Origin of the sequence: Micromonospora sp. WMMA1998, from assembly GCF_027497375.1 — a bacterium.
Classification (GTDB): domain Bacteria; phylum Actinomycetota; class Actinomycetes; order Mycobacteriales; family Micromonosporaceae; genus Micromonospora; species Micromonospora sediminicola.
Genome location: NZ_CP114911.1, coordinates 4,397,555 through 4,416,321, shown reverse-complemented (window position 1 = coordinate 4,416,321; position 18,767 = coordinate 4,397,555). Strand labels below are relative to the sequence as shown.

General features: G+C 74.1%; 22 protein-coding genes and 1 tRNA gene. 18 read left to right on the top strand and 5 right to left on the bottom strand.

Features of this window, described 5'->3' with window-relative positions; genetic code table 11:
• Positions 1–50 precede the first annotated feature (50 nt).
• Positions 51–416, top strand: a complete 366-nt coding sequence (locus O7600_RS20250) for a hypothetical protein (RefSeq protein ID WP_174530829.1) — start codon at positions 51–53, stop codon at positions 414–416.
• 10 nt (positions 417–426) lie between these two features.
• Here O7600_RS20250 and O7600_RS20245 read toward each other — a convergent pair whose 3' ends face one another.
• The gene (locus tag O7600_RS20245; protein ID WP_281589609.1) at positions 427–1,644 is read right to left on the bottom strand and encodes a benzoate/H(+) symporter BenE family transporter; all 1,218 of its coding nucleotides are present in this window, start codon (positions 1,642–1,644) and stop codon (positions 427–429) included.
• Positions 1,645–1,700: 56 nt separating this feature from the next.
• Here O7600_RS20245 and O7600_RS20240 point away from each other — a divergent pair, with 56 nt between their 5' ends.
• The 5 genes from O7600_RS20240 (at position 1,701) to O7600_RS20220 (ending at position 6,341) form a co-directional block, all read left to right on the top strand.
• Positions 1,701–2,228 carry an XRE family transcriptional regulator gene (locus O7600_RS20240; protein ID WP_281589607.1) on the top strand — a complete coding sequence of 176 codons (528 nt, stop codon included), beginning with the start codon at positions 1,701–1,703 and terminating at the stop codon, positions 2,226–2,228.
• Between the two features lie 92 nt (positions 2,229–2,320).
• Positions 2,321–3,040, top strand: coding sequence for a protein phosphatase 2C domain-containing protein (locus O7600_RS20235; protein ID WP_099162983.1), 720 nt, complete (start codon positions 2,321–2,323; stop codon positions 3,038–3,040).
• A gap of 51 nt (positions 3,041–3,091) precedes the next feature.
• Positions 3,092–4,291 carry a GNAT family N-acetyltransferase gene (locus O7600_RS20230; protein ID WP_281589604.1) on the top strand — a complete coding sequence of 400 codons (1,200 nt, stop codon included), beginning with the start codon at positions 3,092–3,094 and terminating at the stop codon, positions 4,289–4,291.
• A gap of 39 nt (positions 4,292–4,330) precedes the next feature.
• Complete coding sequence (locus O7600_RS20225; RefSeq protein ID WP_281589603.1) at positions 4,331–5,080, top strand: ZIP family zinc transporter; 750 nt, start codon at positions 4,331–4,333, stop codon at positions 5,078–5,080.
• Between the two features lie 70 nt (positions 5,081–5,150).
• Complete coding sequence (locus O7600_RS20220; protein WP_281589601.1) at positions 5,151–6,341, top strand: hypothetical protein; 1,191 nt, start codon at positions 5,151–5,153, stop codon at positions 6,339–6,341.
• Positions 6,342–6,452: 111 nt separating this feature from the next.
• On the opposite strand, the gene O7600_RS20215 is transcribed toward O7600_RS20220, so the two are convergent.
• Positions 6,453–7,535, bottom strand: coding sequence for an NAD-dependent epimerase/dehydratase family protein (locus tag O7600_RS20215; RefSeq protein ID WP_281589599.1), 1,083 nt, complete (start codon positions 7,533–7,535; stop codon positions 6,453–6,455).
• A 201-nt stretch (positions 7,536–7,736) separates the two neighbouring features.
• Here O7600_RS20215 and O7600_RS20210 point away from each other — a divergent pair, with 201 nt between their 5' ends.
• Entirely contained in the window at positions 7,737–8,132 is a 396-nt protein-coding gene (locus O7600_RS20210) for a DUF6223 family protein (RefSeq protein WP_281589597.1), read from the top strand.
• A gap of 9 nt (positions 8,133–8,141) precedes the next feature.
• Here O7600_RS20210 and O7600_RS20205 read toward each other — a convergent pair whose 3' ends face one another.
• Entirely contained in the window at positions 8,142–8,804 is a 663-nt protein-coding gene (locus O7600_RS20205; RefSeq protein WP_281589595.1) for a response regulator transcription factor, read from the bottom strand.
• Positions 8,801–9,964 carry a histidine kinase gene (locus tag O7600_RS20200; RefSeq protein WP_281589593.1) on the bottom strand — a complete coding sequence of 388 codons (1,164 nt, stop codon included), beginning with the start codon at positions 9,962–9,964 and terminating at the stop codon, positions 8,801–8,803. The genes O7600_RS20205 and O7600_RS20200 overlap by 4 nt, the downstream gene beginning before the upstream one ends.
• A gap of 130 nt (positions 9,965–10,094) precedes the next feature.
• Here O7600_RS20200 and O7600_RS20195 point away from each other — a divergent pair.
• Positions 10,095–10,169: transfer RNA gene (locus O7600_RS20195), tRNA-Lys, on the top strand.
• 11 nt (positions 10,170–10,180) lie between these two features.
• On the top strand, positions 10,181–10,624 hold the full coding sequence (locus O7600_RS20190) for a hypothetical protein (RefSeq protein WP_281589591.1): 444 nt from the start codon (positions 10,181–10,183) through the stop codon (positions 10,622–10,624).
• 836 nt (positions 10,625–11,460) lie between these two features.
• Here the strand turns inward: O7600_RS20190 and O7600_RS20185 are convergent.
• Positions 11,461–12,075 carry a helix-turn-helix transcriptional regulator gene (locus O7600_RS20185; protein ID WP_281589589.1) on the bottom strand — a complete coding sequence of 205 codons (615 nt, stop codon included), beginning with the start codon at positions 12,073–12,075 and terminating at the stop codon, positions 11,461–11,463.
• Positions 12,076–12,164: 89 nt separating this feature from the next.
• Between O7600_RS20185 and O7600_RS20180 the strand changes: the two genes are divergently transcribed.
• The 9 genes from O7600_RS20180 to O7600_RS20140 all read left to right on the top strand — a co-directional run bounded on the left by O7600_RS20180 (position 12,165) and on the right by O7600_RS20140 (position 18,541).
• A complete protein-coding gene (locus O7600_RS20180; RefSeq protein WP_281589587.1) occupies positions 12,165–12,389 on the top strand; it encodes a helix-turn-helix domain-containing protein in 225 nt (74 codons plus the stop codon).
• 312 nt (positions 12,390–12,701) lie between these two features.
• Entirely contained in the window at positions 12,702–15,557 is a 2,856-nt protein-coding gene (locus tag O7600_RS20175) for a DUF3987 domain-containing protein (RefSeq protein WP_281589585.1), read from the top strand.
• Positions 15,554–16,009, top strand: coding sequence for a hypothetical protein (locus O7600_RS20170; RefSeq protein WP_281589583.1), 456 nt, complete (start codon positions 15,554–15,556; stop codon positions 16,007–16,009). Before O7600_RS20175 ends, O7600_RS20170 begins: the two co-directional genes overlap by 4 nt.
• Positions 16,006–16,647, top strand: a complete 642-nt coding sequence (locus O7600_RS20165) for a hypothetical protein (protein WP_281589581.1) — start codon at positions 16,006–16,008, stop codon at positions 16,645–16,647. The genes O7600_RS20170 and O7600_RS20165 overlap by 4 nt, the downstream gene beginning before the upstream one ends.
• Complete coding sequence (locus O7600_RS20160) at positions 16,644–16,901, top strand: hypothetical protein (protein ID WP_281589579.1); 258 nt, start codon at positions 16,644–16,646, stop codon at positions 16,899–16,901. Before O7600_RS20165 ends, O7600_RS20160 begins: the two co-directional genes overlap by 4 nt.
• Complete coding sequence (locus tag O7600_RS20155) at positions 16,898–17,158, top strand: hypothetical protein (RefSeq protein WP_281589577.1); 261 nt, start codon at positions 16,898–16,900, stop codon at positions 17,156–17,158. Before O7600_RS20160 ends, O7600_RS20155 begins: the two co-directional genes overlap by 4 nt.
• Complete coding sequence (locus O7600_RS20150) at positions 17,155–17,577, top strand: hypothetical protein (RefSeq protein ID WP_281589575.1); 423 nt, start codon at positions 17,155–17,157, stop codon at positions 17,575–17,577. The genes O7600_RS20155 and O7600_RS20150 overlap by 4 nt, the downstream gene beginning before the upstream one ends.
• A gap of 2 nt (positions 17,578–17,579) precedes the next feature.
• A complete protein-coding gene (locus tag O7600_RS20145) occupies positions 17,580–18,272 on the top strand; it encodes a hypothetical protein (protein WP_281589572.1) in 693 nt (230 codons plus the stop codon).
• Positions 18,269–18,541, top strand: a complete 273-nt coding sequence (locus O7600_RS20140) for a hypothetical protein (RefSeq protein ID WP_281589570.1) — start codon at positions 18,269–18,271, stop codon at positions 18,539–18,541. Before O7600_RS20145 ends, O7600_RS20140 begins: the two co-directional genes overlap by 4 nt.
• Positions 18,542–18,767: the final 226 nt, after the last annotated feature.

Below are 18,767 nucleotides of genomic sequence, written 5' to 3'. Positions count from 1 at the left end.
CGGCGCCCACGATCCGTTTAGCGCCCGCGCGCCCCGGGAACCGCTCCTGCATGAGCCAGCAGCAGGACACCGTCTCCCGGGTCACCACCGGCATGCGGGTGGTCGACTCCACCGGCGTCGAGGTGGGCGCCGTGGATCTCGTCCAACGCGGTGACCCGGCGGCGGTGACCGTGCAGGCGCCCACCCCGGTCGACCCGGGCGGCAGCCTCGACGAGCTGATCGAGTCGGCCGCCGTCGACGAGCCGGAGGTGCCGGCCGACCTGGCCGCCCGGCTGCTGCGCGAGGGCTACCTCAAGGTCTCCACCGAGCTGACCCCGACCGGCGCGGTCTACGTGCTGGCCGACCGGATCGCCGGGGTCAGCGACGGCGCGGTACGCCTCACCGTCCCGGCCGCGGAGCTACCCGCCGAGGAGTGACGGCCGCACGTCAGGCGGAGCGGACGGGGACGGCCTCGCGGTCGACCCCGTCAGCCGGTGTCTCGCCAGGTCGCGCCCGGTCGGCCCGGCGGCGGAAGAGCAGCAGCATCAAGCAGCCGGCGACCAGGCCCCAGAACGCCCCACCGACCCCGAGCAGGCTCACCCCGGAGGCGGTGACCACGAACGTCACCACTGCCGCCTCCCGCGCGTCCGGCTGGGCGACCGCCGCCGTAACGGCTCCGGCGAGCGCGCCGAGCAGCGCGAGCCCGGCGACGGCCTCGACCAGCACCGGCGGGGAGAGCAGCACCAGCGCGGTCGCCACGCCCGCGCCCAGGCCGAGCAGCGCCAGGCCGATCCCGGCGGTGACCGAGGCGATCCAACGCCGGTCCGGGTCGGGGTGGGCGTCCGGGCCGGCGGCGAGCGCGGCGGTGATCGCGGCCAGGTTCACCGCGTGGCCGCCGGCGGGTGCGCCGAGGGCGGTGGCGAACCCGGTCACCCGCAGCGCGGAGCCCAGCGGGGCCCGGTAGCCGTAGCCGGCGAGCACGGCGACGCCGGGTACGTTCTGCGCGGCCATGGTGACCAGGAACAGCGGGAGCGCGAGGCCGACGACCGCGGGCAGCGTCCAGGCCGGCGCGGTCAGCGCGACGACCGGGGCCGCGTCCAGCCGGGCCGGCCCGGAGGTGGTCAGCGCGATCGCCACCACGGCCACGGCGAGCGCGCCGGGGACCGCCCAGCGGCGGGCGAACCGGTGCAGCAGCAGCCAGACGAGCACCACCGGCCCGGCCAGGCGGGGCACCTCCACCAGCGCGCGTACCGGCGCGGTGCAGAGCGGCAGCAGCACCCCGGCGAGCATGGCGGAGGCGATGGGCCCGGGGATGGCGGCGACCGCGCGGCCGAGCGCGGGGATCAGCCCGGCCGCGACGATCAGCAGGCCGGCCAGGAGGAAGGCGCCGACCGCGGCGGGCCAGCCGCCGGGGACCGGCCCGGTGGCCACCAGCAGCGCCGCGCCCGGCGTGGACCAGGCGATGGCGAGCGGCAGCCGGTGGCGCAGGCCGAGCCACACCGCGCAGCAGCCGCTGGCCACGCAGAGCGCGAGCAGGCCGGAGGCGGCCTGGCGCGGGTCGGCGCCGACCGCGCGCAGCCCGGCCAGGACGACGGTGAACGAGCTGGCGAAGCCGACCAGGGCGGTCACCACGCCGGCCAGGACGGGTTGGAGTCGACCGGCCATGCATCCCCCTCCGGGTGTTCCGTTTACGGAACGACGCGATGTAGCACGATAACCCGATGGACGTCGGCCGGCGCATCCGCGCCCTCCGGATGGAACGCGGGATCTCCCTGTCCGAGCTGGCCCGGCTGGCCGGCGTCGGCAAGGCCACGCTCTCCGGCCTGGAGAACGGCGTCCGCAACCCCACCCTGGAGACCCTGTACGCGATCACCGCGCAGCTCGGCGTGCCGCTGACCGCCGTGCTGTCCGCGCCCGAGCGGACGCCGACCGTACGCGGGGCCGCGGTCGGCGCCACGCTGCTGGAGGTCTTCCATGACCGCGACGCCACCTACGAGCTGTACCGGATGCGGGTCAGCCCGGGGCCGGCCCAGCTCTCCCCCGCGCACCAGGCCGGGGTCACCGAACACGTGACGGTCTTCTCCGGCGTGCTCCGCGCCGGGCCGGTGGACGCCCCGTCCACCGCCGGCCCGGGCGAATACCTGCGCTGGACCTCCGACGTGCCGCACAGCTACGCGGCGGTGGGCGACGACGAGGTCCGGGCGAGCCTCCTGCTCCGCTATCCGCGTCCGTCCACACCGGACAGTTGACGCATACCCAGGATGCAAACGGATGACATTTCTTTCAGCCGACCAGCCAACGCGTGCAGACGCGGGGCCGGTGTTCTTGGCAAGCTTGTCTCATGACGCTCATCCTCCGCTCGGCCATCCTCAACGACGTCGGCCTCGTCCGGACCAACAACGAGGACTCCGCCCTCGCCGGTGACCGCCTGGTGGCGGTGGCCGACGGCATGGGCGGTCTGCCCGCCGGCGAGGTGGCCAGCGAGATCGTCATCCGCATCCTGGACGAGCTGACCCCGCCCACCGGCGCCGACGAGGCAGCCGACGCGCTGCGCGCCGTGGTCAGCACCGCCAACCAGCGCATCCGCGCCGCCATCACGGTCGACCCGGCCCGCGACGGCATGGGCACGACGCTGACCGCCGCCCTGCTCGCCGGGGACACGCTGGTCCTCGCCCAGGTCGGCGACTCCCGGTGCTATCTGCTGCGCGACCACGAGCTGACCCAGCTCACCCGCGACGACACGTTCGTGCAGGCGCTGGTCGACCAGGGCGCGCTCTCCCGCGACCAGGCCCGGCACCACCCGCAGCGCTCGCTGGTCACCCGGGCCGTGCAGGGCTCGGACGCGCCACCGGCGGTCGGGGCGCTCACCGTGTTCGCCGGCGACCGGCTGCTGCTGTGCAGCGACGGCCTCTCCGACTACGTGGAGGACGCCGCCATCGCCGCGGCGCTCGCCACCTACGGTGACCGGCAGCAGTGCGGCGAGCAGTTGGTGAAGCTGGCCCACCAGGCCGGCGCGCCGGACAACGTCACCGTGGTCATCTCCGACGTCACCGAGGCCTGATCCGCGCCGATTCGGGTTGCGGCGCCCGCCGCCCCGGGTTGGGATGAGCGGATGCGCATCCGCCGGTTGGCCGCCGAGGAACGACTGACCACCAGCTTCCCGCTCCAGGCGTACGCCTTCGAGGCGTCCCCCATGGCGGCGGGCCGGACCGACGAGTTCCGCGCCTACCTGCCCTACAACGCGGGGAACACCACGCTCGTGGTGGAGGAGGACGACGTCACCACGGCGGCGGTCTCGGCGATCCCGATGCGGCAGAACCTGCGCGGCGCGGTGCTGCCGATGGCCGGTGTCGCCGGCGTGGCCACCCACCCGCTGGCCCGCCGGCGCGGGCACGTCCGGACGCTGATGCACCAGCTCCTCGACGGGATGCGGGACGAGGGGCACCAGCTCACCGCGCTGCACCCGTTCCGCGCCTCGTTCTACGAGCGCTTCGGCTACGTCGGGCTGCCCCGGCGGCGTACCGCGGTGTTCCCGCCGGCGGACCTGGCGCCGCTGCTGCGGGCCGAGCTGCCCGACGAGCTGGTCTGGGAGCGGATCGGCGCGGGCTACCCGCGGTGGCGCGCCTACACCGACCGGTGCCTGCGGGAGCGGCACGGGTTCGCGGTCTTCCCCGACTTCCGCGCGGTCGGGCTGCGCGACCGGGACGACCGCTGGCTGGCCAGCGTGGTGCGCGACGGCGAGACGGTCGGCGCGGTCACCTACCGGATCGACGACCACGCCGGCACGCTGATCGCCGACGACCTGCTCTTCGACGACCCGTACGCCCGGGCGTCGCTGCTCCAGTTCTTCGCCCGGCACGTCGACCAGGTGGCCCGGATCAGTGTCCAGCTGCCGCCCGACGAACTGCCCGAGCTGTGGCTCACCGACCTCGACGTGCACGTCGAGGCGCGGGTGTCGCGACCCGACCCGACCGCGCCGATGGCCCGCCTGCTCAGCCTGGACGCGCTCGCCGACCAGCCGGTCGGCGTCGGCCGGGCGCTCGTCGAGCTGGTCGGTGACCGCTGGCTCGCCGGCCGGCACCTGCTCGACGGCGCCACCGGCAAGCTGGCGGTGCTGCCGGCGGAGACCGCCGCCGAGGGCAGCGTGCCGGTCGCCCGGCTGACCGCCGCCGGGCTGTCCGCCCTGGCGTACGGGGTGCTCGATCCGGCCGAGGTGGCCGTACGCGGGCTGGGCGAGGTGCCGATGGACGCCGCCGTCGAGCTGCGCCGGCTCTTCCCCCGTGAGCTGCCCTACCTGTTCGCCGACTTCTGACCCGGTTGGCCGCACCCGGCCGGGGGTAGGGTCCTGCGCGTGCCGGAGTGGTTGCAAGCGGGATTCTGGGGCCTGCTCGCCGGATCCGCCCTGCTGATCGGGGCGGCCGTCGGGTTCTTCGCGCGGGTACCGCGCCGGATGACCGCGTCGGTGATGGCGTTCGGCGCCGGCGTGCTGCTCTCCGCCGTGTCGTTCGAGCTGATCGACGAGGCGCACGAGCAGGGCGGGCTGCTGCCGGTGGCGATCGGGGCGGCGGCCGGCGCGCTCGCGTACACCGGGGCGAACGTGCTGCTGGCCCGGCACGGTGCCCGACACCGCAAGCGCTCCGGCGACGAGCAGCCGTCCGAGCAGGAGCAGCCCGGCTCCGGGTCGGCCATCGCGGTCGGCGCGCTGCTCGACGGCGTACCGGAATCGGTGGTGATCGGCGCGAGCCTGCTGGCCGGCGGGCCGGTCAGCCTGGTCACGGTGATCGCGGTGTTCCTCAGCAACGTGCCGGAAGGGCTGTCCAGCGCGGCCGGCATGCGGCAGGCCGGGCGGACCCGGCGCTACGTCTTCGGGCTGTGGACCGCCATCGGGCTGCTCTCCGGTGCGGCGTCGCTGGCCGGGTACACGCTGCTCGGCGGCGCCCCGCCCGAGGTGCTGGCCACGATCACCGCGCTCGCGGCCGGCGCGATCCTGGCGATGATCACCGACACCATGGTGCCGGAGGCGTTCGAGGACGCGCACCTGCTGGTCGGCCTGATCACCGTGCTCGGCTTCCTGGTGGCGTTCACCCTCTCGCACGCCTGACGGTTTAGCGGCGGGTTAAGGATCGCCGGTGGAGTCGTGCCGGGGTGGTCGCGCCTCCTAACATCGGGCGGTGCGCGTGAAGTCCGCTGTCTCCCTGCTCGCTCTCGCCCTGGCCACCGCGACGCTGCCCGCGTGCGGCGGCGACGACCCGGGCGGCACGCCCGCGCCGGCCGCCGCCACCGGCTCCGGCGCACCGACCGGTCCGGCCGCCGCCCCGGCCGTCTCGCCGAGCGCCCGGGTCGGCCTCGGCAGCGCCACGCCGAGCCCCAGCACCGCCCCTGTCGCGTTCCGCGCCGGCAACCCGGACGGGCGCGCCGCCGTACCGGCCGAGGCGCGGGCGGTGGACACGTCGCGCCCGACCCGCACGGTCGGCAGCGGTACGCCGGCGAGCTGCACCTCCGCGGCGGTGGTGAAGGCGGTCGCGGCCGGCGGTGTGATCACCTTCGACTGCGGCCCGGCGCCGGTGACCATCACGATGAAGGCCACCGCCAAGGTGGTGAACTCGCACGGCCCCCGCGTCGTGCTGGACGGCGGCGGCAAGGTCACGCTGAGCGGCGGCGGCAGCCGACGGATCCTCTACATGAACACCTGCGACCAGGCCCAGGGCTGGACCACCTCGCACTGCCAGAACCAGGACCACCCGCAGCTCACCGTGCAGAACCTGACGTTCGCCGACGGCAACTCCACGGGCGTGACCGCCGAGGGCGGCGGGGGCGGCGCGATCTTCGTCCGGGGCGGTCGGTTCAAGGTGGTCAACTCGCGGTTCGTCGACAACCGCTGTGACCGCACCGGCCCCGACCTGGGCGGCGCCGCGGTGCGGGTGCTGAGCCAGTTCGAGAACAAGCCGGTGTACGTGGTGAGCAGCACCTTCACCGGCGGGGTGTGCGCCAACGGCGCGGCGCTGAGCAGCATCGGCGTCTCCTGGACGGTGCTGAACAGCGTCTTCCGCGACAACCGGGCGGTGGGCACCGGCGCGAACCCGGCCCGGGGCGGCACCCCGGGCGGCGGCAGCGGTGGCGCGATCTACTGCGACGGCAACGAGTTCACGGTCAAGATCGCCGGCACGGTCATCGAGGACAACAGCGCCAACGAGGGCGGCGGCGCGGTCTTCTTCGTCAGCAACAACCGCACCGGCACGATGACCGTCGAGGGCAGCACCCTGCGGAAGAACCCCAGCCGGGGCTTCGAGACGAAGGGTTTTCCCGGCATCTTCTTCCTCGGCGCCCGCCCCCCGACGGTCACCGCCTCCCGCCTCTCCTGACCCCGAGCCTCCCGCGCGCCCCCGGGCCTCGCCCGCGTTGATCAAGGAGTTTGCGTCCCTGTCGATCTCCGCCGGGACGCGAACTCCTTGATCAACAGAGAGGCGGGGCGGTCAGTAGGGGTTGGGGTGGCCGGGGAGGTGGCCCTTGGCGAGGGCGGCGGGACGGCCGGGAAGGGTCGGGTCCGTGGACAGGGGCGGGGAGTCGGCGCCGGCCCTCGTGGACATGCCGGCGATCAGGTCCCGCAGGGCGGTCACGGTGTCGACGCGGGGCTTCCAGCCCAGCTCGGTCTCGGCGCGCTCGCTGGACATCAGCGGCACGTTCAGCGCCAGGTCGACCCAGCCGGTGTCGACCGGTTGCAGCCGGGCCCGCCAGGTCACCGCCGCCGCCGCGCGCAGCACCGGCACCGCCACCGGCACGGTCCAGCCGTGGAAGTGCCGGGCCACCAGCTCCGGTGTCAGCACCGGGTCGGCCGCCACGTTGAACGCGCCGCGCGCGTCCCCCACGACCGCCCGGGCGTACGCGTCCGCGACGTCGTCGGCGTGCACCGCCTGCATCCGCAGTCGCCGGTTCGCCGGGACCAGCGGGATCCGGCCGTAGCGGAGCAGCCGCACCGGCACCAGCGGGCCGAGGAAGTAGCGGCTGATCTCCGTACCGGCTTCCCGTTGGAAGATCAGCCCTGGCCGCAGCCGGACCACGCGCAGCTCCGGGTGCTCCCGCTCCACGCCGTCCAGCAGCGCCTCCACCTCGGCCTTGTCCCGGCTGTACGACGATGTCTCCACCCCGGTCGCCGGCCAGTTCTCGCTGACCGGGTGGTCCTTCGGGCCGGGCGCGTAGGTGCCGACCGACGAGGCGTACACCAGGGCGGGAACGCCGGCCCGGACGGCGGCCTCGATCACCGCGCGGCTGCCGCCGACGTTGGTCCGGTAGAGCGTGCGCCGGTCGTGGCTGGGCTGGATCTGCCAGGCCAGGTGCACCACCGCCCGCGCCCCGGCGAAGATCCGCACCAGGTCGTCGGCCGCGCCGGGCGCCCCGACGTCGCAGGAGTGCCACTCCACGTCGTCGTACGGCTCACCGGCGTCCGGCCCGGGCAGCCGGCGGGCCACCCCGACCAGTTCCGCTCCCGCCTCCCGCCGCAGCCGACGCAGCACGGCGGTCCCCACGTTGCCGGTGGCCCCCACGATCACGATGCGCATACTCGGTGCGGTACCCGCTGAAGCGGACAGCAACCGCGCACCGACGGGGATTCGCGCGGACCACCACCACCGGGGTACGGACGACCGGGCGCGTACGCCCAGGGTGGTAACCCGATCGGCAACTCCGGCATGACGACCCGGGGCCGGTCCCGTCCATACGCTGCCGCCTGTACCTGTCGCCCCCGATCCGAGGGAGTTCCGATGCCCGTCCATCACCTGCTTGCCACCACCGCCGGCGCCCTGGCCGGCGGGCTCGGGTTCGCCGCCCCGGCCGCGGCGCACGTCTCGGTCGCCGCGGGTGGGCTCGGCGGCTCCGGACGGTTCGGCGCCACCACGTTCGCCGCGGTGAGCCTGGCCGGCGCGATCATCGGCGGGCTGGCGGTGACCCGCCCGACCTCGGGCGGGCGTGGCCGGGCCCTGCTGGCGCTGGCGGCCGGGCTGGTCGGCCTGGTGCTCAGCGCCGTGCACCTGGCCCTGACCTCGGACGGGTTCGGGAACGGGCAGGGACGGGCCGGGGCGATCGTCGGCGTGGTGCTGGGGGTCGTCGGCACGGGCCTGGGCGGGTGGGCGTCGGCCCGCGCCCGCCGCACCACCTGACCGTGGCGGTCAGGAGGACGTGAGCCAGCCGGGCACGGTGAGCCCGGACTCGTACGCGAGCACCACCAGCTGCGCCCGGTCCCGGACCCGGGTCTTGGTCATGATCCGGCTGACGTGCGTCTTCGCGGTGGCCGGGCTCAGCACCAGCCGGGCCGCGATCTCGTCGTTGGACAGGCCGGCGGCGACCAGGACGAGCACCTCACGCTCCCGTTCGGTGAGCGCGTTGAGCCGTGGCCCCGGCTCCGGGTGCCGGGCGCGGGCGGCGAACTCCGCGATCAGCCGGCGGGTGATCGCCGGCGCGAGGAGCGCGTCGCCCCGCGCCACCACCCGGACCCCGTGGATCAGCTCCGCCGGCTCGGTGTCCTTGACCAGGAAGCCGCTCGCCCCGGCCCGCAGCGCGTCGTAGACGTACTCGTCGAGGTCGAAGGTGGTCAGGATGATCACCCGGCCGTCGCCGCGCGTGGTGACCTCCCGCGTGGCGGCCAGACCGTCGAGCTGCGGCATCCGGATGTCCATGAGGACGACGTCCGGCCGCAGCTGCCGGGCCAGCCGCACCGCGGCGGCGCCGTCGGCGGCCTCGCCGATCACCTCGATGCCGTCCTCGCCGTCGAGAATGGAGCGGAAGCCCGCGCGTACCAGGTTCTGGTCGTCGGCGAGCAGCACCCGGATCACGCCGCGCCCTCCGGCTCCGATCGGGCCGCCGGCACCCGGACCGGCTGCGGGCCCGGCGGCAGCGGGAGGCGGGCACGCACCAGGAAACCGCCGGCCGGCCCGGCACCGGTGGTCAGCGAACCGCCCAGCGCCCGGACCCGCTCACCCATGCCGAGGATCCCGTTCCCGGGCGGGGCCGAGGTGCCGGCGCCGTCGTCCTCCACCTCCACCAGCAGGTCGTCGCGGTCCGGCCGGACCCGGACGGTCGCGGTGGTCGCGGCGGCGTGCCGGGTCACGTTCGTCAGCGCCTCCTGGACGATCCGGTACGCCGTCAGGTCCACCTCCGCCGGCAGCGGCCGGGTCTCGGCCACCTCGGTACGGATCACCAACCCGCACCGCCCGGCCGAGGTGACCAGCTCGTAGAGCCGTTCCAGCCCGGGGGCGGGCGGCACGGCCTCCGCGCGCAGGATCCCCAGCGTCGTCCTCAACTCCCGCAGCGTCTCCTTGCTCGTCTGCTTGATCGCGGTGAGCGCCGCCTCGGCCCGTTCCGGATCCGGGCGGTGCAGCGCCGCGCTCGCCTGCACGTTGATCGACGACAGATGGTGACCGAGCAGGTCGTGCAGCTCGCGGGCGATGCGCAGCCGCTCCTCGGTGGCCCGGCGGCGGGCCTCCTCCTCCTTGCCCTGCTCGGCGGCGCGCACCCGGGCCCGCACCTCTGCCAGGTAGGCCCGGCGGTTACGGGTCACCCCGACGATCACCGCGACCAGCCACCCGGCGTGCAGCAGCGTCGCGCCGTTCCCACCGGCGCCGGCCCGCGTCCAGCTGTCGGCGACCGCGAAGGAGACGACCGAGGCCACGCCGAGCCCCACCGCGACGGCGAGGTGCCCCTCGTCGACGACCGTGTACAACGCGACGACGAAGACCAGCATGACCGGCCCGGGCCGGTGCAGCAGCACCCCGTAGGCGCTTACCGCGACCAGCGCCACCGCCCCCACCGCCACCGGGTAGCGCCGGCGGGCGTACAACGCGCCGGAGGCGACCAGCACGACCAGCAACGCCGCCAGCTCGGCCGGGGTGTCGAGGCCGTCCGCCTGCACCAGCAGGCCGAGCAGGGCCACCAGGGCGACGGCCGGCACCACTGCCACCGTCGCCGCGCGGTCGCGCCACCGCCAGCTCGACATGGCCGAAGCGTAGCCGTCCGCGTACGGCCCGGAGGGCCCCGCGCGCCTTGGATGGCAGCGTCGGCAAGATCGAGAGGCCCGGCGTACGATGTCCGCCCGGCTCATCCGCTTCGGGTAGCCTGTGCTCTGCGGGCCGCTAGCTCAATGGCAGAGCTGTGGACTTTTAATCCATAGGTTCCGAGTTCGAGTCTCGGGCGGCCCACCAGCTTTACCAGCGTGAACAGCGTCTTCGGCCACCTCGGCGGCCTGTGGATTCGCCGAGGTGGTCACAGACTGGTCACGCGACCGGCGCGGGATCAGGGCCGCGGCAGCCTCACTCGCCGCCTTCCCGACACCGACGAGGAGATGCGAGTACGTGTCGGCCGTGATCGCGATGGACGAATGGCCGAGCGACTTGGAGATGACGCTCATCTCTACCCCGGCGGCGAGACGCAGCGACGCAGCGCCGTGCCGGAGGTCGTGAAGCCGTACCCGGCGCACGCCGGCCGCCTTCACCAGCTCGGCGAATCGCTTCGTGACGGCGGTGGTCGGCACCAGCGGGTTGCCGTCTTCGTGAGCGAAGACCAGGCCGTGGTCGACGTACGCCTCGCCCCACTCGTCCCGCTCGGTGTCCTGAGTGGCCTTGTGCGCGGTCAGCACCGCCACCGTGCCCTTGTCTAGATCCACCACGCGCGCCTCACCCGAAGACGTCTTCGGCGGCCCGAAGTGCAGACCGCGATGCCCAGCCTCACAGTACGGGCACTGGTGCGGCCCGGAAACCTCCACGATCTGCTGACGCACCACCAGCTGCCCGTCGGCCAGGTCGACGTCGTCCCACCGCAGCCCGCACGCCTCACCGCGGCGCAACCCGGTCGCGGCCACCAGCTCGAACAGCGCCGCCAGCCGGTCGTCGGCCACGGCGTCGAGGAACGCGCCCAGCTCCTTCGGTTCCCATGGGCGCACCTTCGGCCGCGGCGCCGCCGGCAGCTCGACCGACCGGGCTGCGTTGTAGGTGACGAGCTGCTCCCGGACCGCACTGGCCAGGGCCGAGCGCAGCGTGGCGTGGATCCGCCGCACCGTCGCCGGTGACGGAGCTTCGTCAGCCTTGCCGATCTTTCGCAGCATCGTCGAGACGTGACCTGGGCGGAGGTCGCGCAGCCGCAACTTGCCGAGGTACGGCACGAGATAGTCGCGGATGTGGTGCCGGTACGCGCGTTCCGTCGTCGGCCGCAGTCCGGCGGCCACCTTGTCGTCGATCCACTCGGCCAGGTAGTCGGCGAGCGTCTTCCGCTCGTCGTGGTGGTACTGCCCGACGCTGACGCGGGTCACCAGCGCCGCCAGCGCGGTGGACGCCTCGTCCTGGGTGGGGAAGCCGCCTTTCTTCTGCTGCCGCCGGCGGCCGTCGCGGTCCTCGCCGAGGTCGGCGACGTAGTACCAGGTGCCGTGCTTCTTCGGGCACGCCCGCTTGCCTTTGACGCCGGTCACCCCGCACGGGCAACGCTTGAAGACGCTGCCCTTCACAGGTCGGCTCCGTCCAAGGCGGCGATCTCCGCCGGCACATCCTGCGGGGGCCGAATGCCCTGCTCCATCATCGTCACGCGCATGAGGTGGATCGACCGCGCGACATCTGCAGCGGCCTGCCTGAGCTGTTCGGCATCCGCTTCGGTTCCCTCGATCGCCCCCAGCCGGATCTGCTGCTCCCGCTCGCGCCAGCGAGTCCACTCTGTGAAGAACCGGCGGTGGCTCCTGTAGAGAGCCACCGCGAGGCTAGGGCCTCCGGTGGGCCACTCCGCACCCGGTAGCGGCTTGTCGCCGGTAAGCCAGGCCAGCGCGTCGCTGGTGGACACCGACACGCCGGGAAGCGCCTCCACCTGGTCGGCATGACCCACGGGGACGAGCAGGGCGATAGGTGGCACCCCGAGCGCCTCGGCGAGCACGAGAAGTTCCGGCACGCTGAGTGCCTCCCGGCGCCCGCTTTCCAGATTGGCGAGCACGGACCGCGGGATGGGCTGCCCCAGCTCAGCGCAGCGATCGGCCAGCCGCTGCGCGCTCATGTCCTGCGCTTCCCGGTGCCGCTTCACCTCAGAGGCGATCGACCGGACCAGGCGAGCGGACCAGTTCGGTTGTGTCATGGACGCACAATGGCATGCCGACTTGACATCTGGCAACACGCCACATCACTCTTGTGTCGTCACCACGCAGATCCGTGAGGGAGTGTGACGTGAAGACACAATCCGGCATGAGTCGTGCCGAGCTGCTGTCGCTGCCGGTCAGCGTCGATGTGGTCGTAGCGGGCCGGGCGATCGGCGTGGGCCGCACGTTGGCGTACGACCTGGCCAAGCGCGGTGAGTTCCCCGTCCGAGTCCTCCGGCTCGGCAACCGCTACCGAGTCGCGCGGGCCGACCTGCTGCGCCACCTCGGCGAGGACCCGGCGGAGGCGGCCTGAGATGCCCCGGACACGAAAAGGCCCGGGGGTGGGATCCCGGGCCTCATCAGAGCTCATGTCGGCGAGCACAGTCAGCGTAGCTGACCTGCGGGACCTTCCGCACGCCCGCGCTTACGCCGGCCCGCCGTGCCGCGGCCGGTCGCTGTGGCTCGTCGTGGTGCTCACCTGTCCCCGCTGCGGCACGGCCCACGCCCACCGCGTCGGCGAGACGGCCCGGCTGTTCTCCCACCGCGTCGACAAGTGCTGCCCGGTCACCGGCCTGATGTACCGGCTCGGCCCCGTCCAGCGTCGCAAGCAAGCAAGGAGCCGAGCGTGACGAACCTCGACGCGATCAGGGCCGCTGCGCTGGCCTGGCACGACGCCGGGGTGTGCGTCCTGCCCGCGGCGGGCGACGGCAGCAAGCGGCCCGGCGTCGGCTCCTGGACGCAGTACCAGGGCGAGCAGTACCCCCGGGCCAACCTGGTGGCCACCAACGCCGCCGGCGTCGGGCTGGTCTGCGGCGCCGTCTCCGGCGGGCTGGAAATGCTGGAGTTGGAAGGCCGTGCCGTCGCCGAGGGTGCTCTCGCGCAACTCGACGAGCTGGTGGCCGCCGCCGGCCTCACCGGGCTGTGGCTGCGCCTCACCGCCGAGCAGGGCGCGTACGTCGAGCGCACCCCCTCCGGCGGGTTGCACATCCTCTACCGGATCAGCGACGCCCCGGTGCCGGGGAACACCGCGCTTGCCCGACGTCCGTCCAACGCCGACGAGCTGGCCGCTGCGCCCCGCGAGCGCATCAAGGTGCTCGCCGAGACGCGCGGCGAGGGTGGCTACGTGGTGGTGGCCCCGTCCCACGGGCCGACCCACCCGACCGGGCAGCCGTGGGAGGTCACCACCGGGCGGGCCGGCCAGGTACCGACCATCACCGCCGCCGAGCGCGAGCAGCTTCACCGGCTGTTCCGCAGCCTCGATCGGATGCCCGAGCCCGAGCGCCAGGCCGACGCGCCCCGCGTGCCCCGGCCCAGGACAGACGGCACGGTCAGCCCGGGCGACGCGTACGCCGCGCAGGTCGACTGGTCGGACGTGCTGGAGCCGCACGGATGGACCGAGGTCCACCGGCCCGGCGGCGGTCAGATCCGCTACTGGCGGCGGCCGGAGAAGACGCTCGGCATCTCGGCCACCACCAACGCCCGCGGCACCGACCGCTTCCACAACTTCTCCACCTCGGGCTGGCCGTTCGAGGCCGAGCAGTCCTACTCCAAGTTCGGCGCGTACGCCCTGCTCAACCACGGCGGCGACCACTCGGCCGCCGCCCGGGAACTGAGCCGCCAGGGCTACGGCACGCCCACGACCAGCAACGCCGCCGCCGAGCAGCGCGCCGCCATCGCGGGGCCGATCGGCAGCGGAGACAGGGGCACCACGATGGACGCAGCCGAGCAGTGGGATGACCCGCTGCCGCTCGGGTGGCAGGCCGACCTGCCGCCGTTCCCGATCGACGCCCTGCCCCCGACGCTGGCCCGGTTCGTTCGCGGCCTGGCGCTGGAGGTGCAGACGCCGGCGGACCTGCCCGGCTCGGTGGTGCTCGGCATCCTCGCCGCCTGCGTCGGTGGCCGGGTGGTGGTCGTCGTCCGCCGTGGATGGCGCGAGCCGACGAACCTGTTCGTCGTGCCGGTCATGCCTCCCGGCTCACGCAAGAGCGCCGTCATCTCCGTCTGTCGTGCCCCGCTGACCGAGGCCGAGGTGGCGCTCGCCGAGCAGGTCGGGCAGCTCATCCGCGACCGGCGCACCGAGCGGGAGATCCGCGAGCAGCTCGCCGACACCGCCAAGCGGGCCGCAGCGAAGGACGGCGACCCGGTGAAGATCATGGAGGCGCAGGAGGCGGTACGCGTCGCCGAGCAGGTGGTGGTCCCGTCGTACCCCCGGCTCACCGCCAGCGACGCCACCCCGGAAGCCCTCATCACGCTGCTGGCCAACCAGGGCGGACGCATCGCCGCGATCTCCGCCGAGGCGGGGATCTTCACCTCGCTGACGGGCCGCTACAGCAAGTCGCCCAACCTCGACCCGATCCTCATGGCCCACGCCGGAGACGCGATCCTGGTCGACCGGCGCGGCCGGGAGCCGGAGCGGGTCGACGCCCCGGCGCTGACGCTGGTCGCATCCATCCAGCCGTTCGCGCTGCGCGAGCTGGTCGAGCGGCCCGACTTCGGCGGCCGGGGCGTGCTCGCCCGGATCCTGTGGGCACTGCCCGTCGACAACACCGGCCACCGCGACGTCGAGCCGCCGGAGATGCCCGAGCGGGACCGCGAGGCGTACCGGCACCTCATCTACGACCTGGCGCTCACCATGGCCGAGCGGGACACCCCCGCCCTGGTCGCGCTCAGCGAGGCCGCGCGGAAGGTGCACCTGGAGTACCACCGCGCCGTCGAGTACCGGCTACGCCGCGGCGGCGAACTCGGCGCCGACCTGGTGCGCGAGTGGGGATCCAAGCTGGCCGGCGCCGTCGCCCGGATCGCCGGGTGCCTGCACGCTGCCACCGCCTCGCTGGCCGACCCGATCAGCGAGGCGACCATGCGGGCCGCCGTCGAGCTGGGCGACTACTACCAGGCGCACGCCGTCGCCGCCCTGGCCGCCAGTGGCGACGACAAGGCCACCGCCGACGCGCGGCTGCTGCTGAGCTGGCTCGTCGACAAGGGCCTCACCCTGTTCAAGCTGCGCGACCTCCAGCGCACCGGGCCGAAGACGCTGCGCAAGGCCGCCGACGCGCGGCCCGTGCTCGACGACCTCGCCGAGAAGGGGTGGATCCGCGAGCACCAGGGCGGCGGGTGGGAGGTCCACCCGCACGCCGCACGACTGCTGAAGGCGGGCGACACGGGCGACACGGGCGACACGGGCGACAACCCGAGCGTGTCCGCTGGTCACGACCTGTCGCACCCTGTCGCCCCCGCTGTCGCACAGCCGGGCGACAGGGGCGACAACCCCGAACCCACCCCCCTCGCTGTCGCCTCTGTCGCCCCGGCGGGCGACAACCCGGGCGACAACCTGTCGCACTCCCCGATCAGGGGAAACACCGAACCTGTCGCCTCTGTCGCCCCTGTCGCCCCGCTCTGGCCCGAAGACAGCGACACCTGCCCCGCCTGCCACTGGCCGCTCGACTCCACCGCTCACTTCCAGAACTGCGAGGCCACCCGATGATCTCTGTAGCCGACATCCGCAGCTACGACACTCGCGTCGACACCGACGCCGCTCGCCGCATCGCTGAGGCGTGGAACCTGGTCTACCCGCACATGCGCGCCGCGCTCACCGGCGTGATCGACGGGAACCGGAGGTTCCTCGCCGAAGCCGATCGGTTCAAGCTGACCAACGAGCGCAAGGCCGCGCTCGCTCAGGCCATCAAGGACAACGAGCGCTGGCGGCGAGAACTCGGCCAACTCGACCGGAGCACGCTCCCGGCGTGCAGCGGCAGCGGCGGCTTCTCCGTGTCCACGGCGCTCGCCCTCGTGACCCCCGCCATCGCCGCGTTCTCCTGGGACTCGCCTCACCTCGGCGACGCCTTCCGCCTCGCCGCCGCGCTCGCCGACGTGGTGGGCGCCCGGACGGCGGCACGGCAGGCAGCCGAGCAGCACGCCCCGGAGGCCACCCGATGACCCCCACCCTGGCGCTGGAGCAGCTCATGCTCCACCCGCGCTACGACGAGCTGATCGACGCGCTGCGGTCGATCGCTCCGGTGCACATCGTCGACCAGGCCGACGCCGCCGCGGCCGACGCGCTGCGGCTCGTGACCACCATCGGCGCCGACGTGCTCGGCGCCGAGCAGACCACCCCGATCACCGCCGGCGGTACGCCCGGATGGCTGCGCCTGGGCATCCTCGACGCGCTCACCGCGTGGGTAGACGGGCGGGCATCGACCTGCCGGCACAACCCGCACCCGTCGCGGCCGGCGCCGGTCGTCGCCGCCGCCTGGCGGCCCGGCCTGGTGGCCTGCCCGGCGTGCGCGTACCTGGTCGCCCTGCCGCGGGGCAGCGAGCGGGACCGCACGTGCGACGCCTGCGGCCGGGTGTGCGCCGGCGTCGAACACGGAGACGGCGTCTGGCCGGGCCTGTTGCAACTGGGCAGCCTGATCTACCAGTACGGCACGTGCACCGACTGCCGACCGGCGATCACCCCGGATCCCGGCCCGCTGAGGCGGCCGGAGACGGCCGAACGGGACCGACCGAGGGGTACGGCAAGGGTCCGCCCGCGAGGCTCACGCGGACGCGGCCGGGGGCGAGGTGCACGGCGATGACCGGACCCACCGACGACGCCGCCCAGCTCGCCGAGCACGGCCTAGCCGCGCGGATCCTGCTCGCGTACCTCGACGGCGACCCCGACCATGTTGGCGAGCTGGTCAACGCCGACCCCAACGCGGCGATGAACGCCGTCATCGCCCTGGCTGGTGGCCTGGCCGCCACCGCGTGGGGACCGCGCGCCCAGGTCGCGCTGCGGTCCATCTCCACCGCCGCCGACCTCGACGCCATCGGACGGGAGGTCACCGGATGACCACCGCCGCAGCCAGGCCGGGCCCCGGCGGCGCCGCCGACCTGCTGCTCGCGCGCCACGCCGTGTACGCCGCGCTCTCCGGCTCGACCGCCGACGCCGGCTATCGCGCCGCCCGAGCCGAGCTGGAGCAGCTCACCATCGGGCAACTGCTCGCCGTCGCCGCCACCCTCGCGCTGCTGCTGGGGCGCACAGAGACGGTGCTGACCGTCGAGGAGTGGACGGATGTGGTCGACCGGATCGCCCGGGGCGATCAGTGACCGGGCCGCAGGTTTTCGTCCTGGCCGGCGGCGAACTGCTGGTGCGTGGACCTGCCGTCGCCCGCATCGAGCAGGCCGTACGCCACGCCCTCGCCGCCGCCCGACGCGACGGCATCGTCCCCCCGGACGTGCCCGGCCTCGCCGACGCCCTGCGGGTGGCCGTTGAGCGCCAGCAGGCGGCGGGTTGCGGCGTCGAAACCGCGAAACCGCTGGTCGCGGAGTTCGAGCCATCCTCAACCCAGCACGACGAGGTGGAGGTGGCAGACGTGGCGCGCATCGGCCAGGTCAGCGAGCAGTACGCCCGCCGGCTCTGCCGGGGCACGTTCACCACCGCCCGCATGGACGGCCGCCGCTGGCTGGTCGACCGCATCGAAGTCCAGACGTGGGCCGACCAGCGCGCGGCCCGGAAAGCGAGCTGACCATGACCGACCGACCGCGACGCCCCGGTGAGGACGTCATCGCGTGGGCGCACGACACCGGCAGGATCGGCGACGCCAGCACCCAGGCGTGGCGTGACCGGCTCGCCGCCGACCCGGCCGTCGAGCAGACCCTCGCCTCGCTGACCCCGGTCGACCTGCCCCGACTTCAGCAGCTCAACAACCAGGTACGGCGGCCCTCGGCAGCGGTGCTCGCCGCCAACGCCACGGCATACGCCCGCAACCCGCTGCTCGACGAGGCCCGCGCCAGCAACCCGCAGCTCGTCGCCCGCGCCCTGGCCAACGCTCCGGCGCCGACCCTGTTCCCCACCGGCGACCTGCCCGCCTTCACCGCCGCCGGCATCGACCCGCAAGCCCTGCTCAACGCCCCGTGGCAGGCGCGACACCCGATCGCCGAGGCGACGACCGCCGCCGCCGCGTACAAGGTGATGGACGAGTACGGCGGCGGCGAGGGTGCGGCCATGGCCGCAATGGACCTCGGCGGTCACCGCGGCAACCACGAGTACGAGCAGCGGTTCCGCAACTGGCTCGGTGCCGCCCTCACCGCCGAGGAAGTCCTGGCCGCGCTCGGCTGGGCGCAGGGCGACGAGGCCCGCGCCGCCCGCCGTGACCCGGCCGTTCGCTACGGCCCAGACCGGCCCGCCGTCGCGTTCCGGCGCGGCAACCGCATCCGGTGAGCGTCACCACCTGGCCGCCGCCCGCGAGCGCCAGCGACCGCCACGAGCGGGCGCCCGTCCTCGATGACGACACCGGGCAGCACCGCCTGGTCGTGCTGCGCGTCGCCCGTCTGTGGGGACGCAACGTGCTGATCGACACCGCCGGCCGTGTCCACTGCGACGGCTGCAACCAGCTCGTCGATGTTGACGAGCTGAGCCGACCCGACAACGGCCACCGGCCCGGCCTGCCCTACCGGGCCACGGGTCGCCTGGTCCCGGCGCGGGACTAGCGGAAGGGGTGGGCCGATGGGCGTCAACGTCACCCGAGTGACCAGCACGGATCGGGTCGCATCGGGATCGAAGGTCGAAGAGGCGGACTCTCCTTTCCCCGCCGGCGACACGGCCTGCGCCGCCCGGCCCGCCCCGCGACCCAATCCAGCGAGCGCCACTCTGAGTGAGCGCCGTCGGGTGCGGTCACGCAGGGTGATAGGCGTGCGATGCATGACTATGCAGCCG

What these genes read in the sequence shown, in the direction of transcription:
- O7600_RS20215 (WP_281589599.1), bottom strand. Translation starts at nt 7,535, where the DNA reads ATGCGCATCGTGATCGTGGGGGCCACCGGCAACGTGGGGACCGCCGTG.
- O7600_RS20160 (WP_281589579.1), top strand. Translation starts at nt 16,644, where the DNA reads ATGACCGGACCCACCGACGACGCCGCCCAGCTCGCCGAGCACGGCCTA.
- O7600_RS20230 (WP_281589604.1), top strand. Translation starts at nt 3,092, where the DNA reads ATGCGCATCCGCCGGTTGGCCGCCGAGGAACGACTGACCACCAGCTTC.
- O7600_RS20210 (WP_281589597.1), top strand. Translation starts at nt 7,737, where the DNA reads ATGCCCGTCCATCACCTGCTTGCCACCACCGCCGGCGCCCTGGCCGGC.
- O7600_RS20250 (WP_174530829.1), top strand. Translation starts at nt 51, where the DNA reads ATGAGCCAGCAGCAGGACACCGTCTCCCGGGTCACCACCGGCATGCGG.
- O7600_RS20155 (WP_281589577.1), top strand. Translation starts at nt 16,898, where the DNA reads ATGACCACCGCCGCAGCCAGGCCGGGCCCCGGCGGCGCCGCCGACCTG.
- O7600_RS20245 (WP_281589609.1), bottom strand. Translation starts at nt 1,644, where the DNA reads ATGGCCGGTCGACTCCAACCCGTCCTGGCCGGCGTGGTGACCGCCCTG.
- O7600_RS20145 (WP_281589572.1), top strand. Translation starts at nt 17,580, where the DNA reads ATGACCGACCGACCGCGACGCCCCGGTGAGGACGTCATCGCGTGGGCG.
- O7600_RS20165 (WP_281589581.1), top strand. Translation starts at nt 16,006, where the DNA reads ATGACCCCCACCCTGGCGCTGGAGCAGCTCATGCTCCACCCGCGCTAC.
- O7600_RS20240 (WP_281589607.1), top strand. Translation starts at nt 1,701, where the DNA reads ATGGACGTCGGCCGGCGCATCCGCGCCCTCCGGATGGAACGCGGGATC.
- O7600_RS20185 (WP_281589589.1), bottom strand. Translation starts at nt 12,075, where the DNA reads ATGACACAACCGAACTGGTCCGCTCGCCTGGTCCGGTCGATCGCCTCT.
- O7600_RS20235 (WP_099162983.1), top strand. Translation starts at nt 2,321, where the DNA reads ATGACGCTCATCCTCCGCTCGGCCATCCTCAACGACGTCGGCCTCGTC.
- O7600_RS20200 (WP_281589593.1), bottom strand. Translation starts at nt 9,964, where the DNA reads ATGTCGAGCTGGCGGTGGCGCGACCGCGCGGCGACGGTGGCAGTGGTG.
- O7600_RS20170 (WP_281589583.1), top strand. Translation starts at nt 15,554, where the DNA reads ATGATCTCTGTAGCCGACATCCGCAGCTACGACACTCGCGTCGACACC.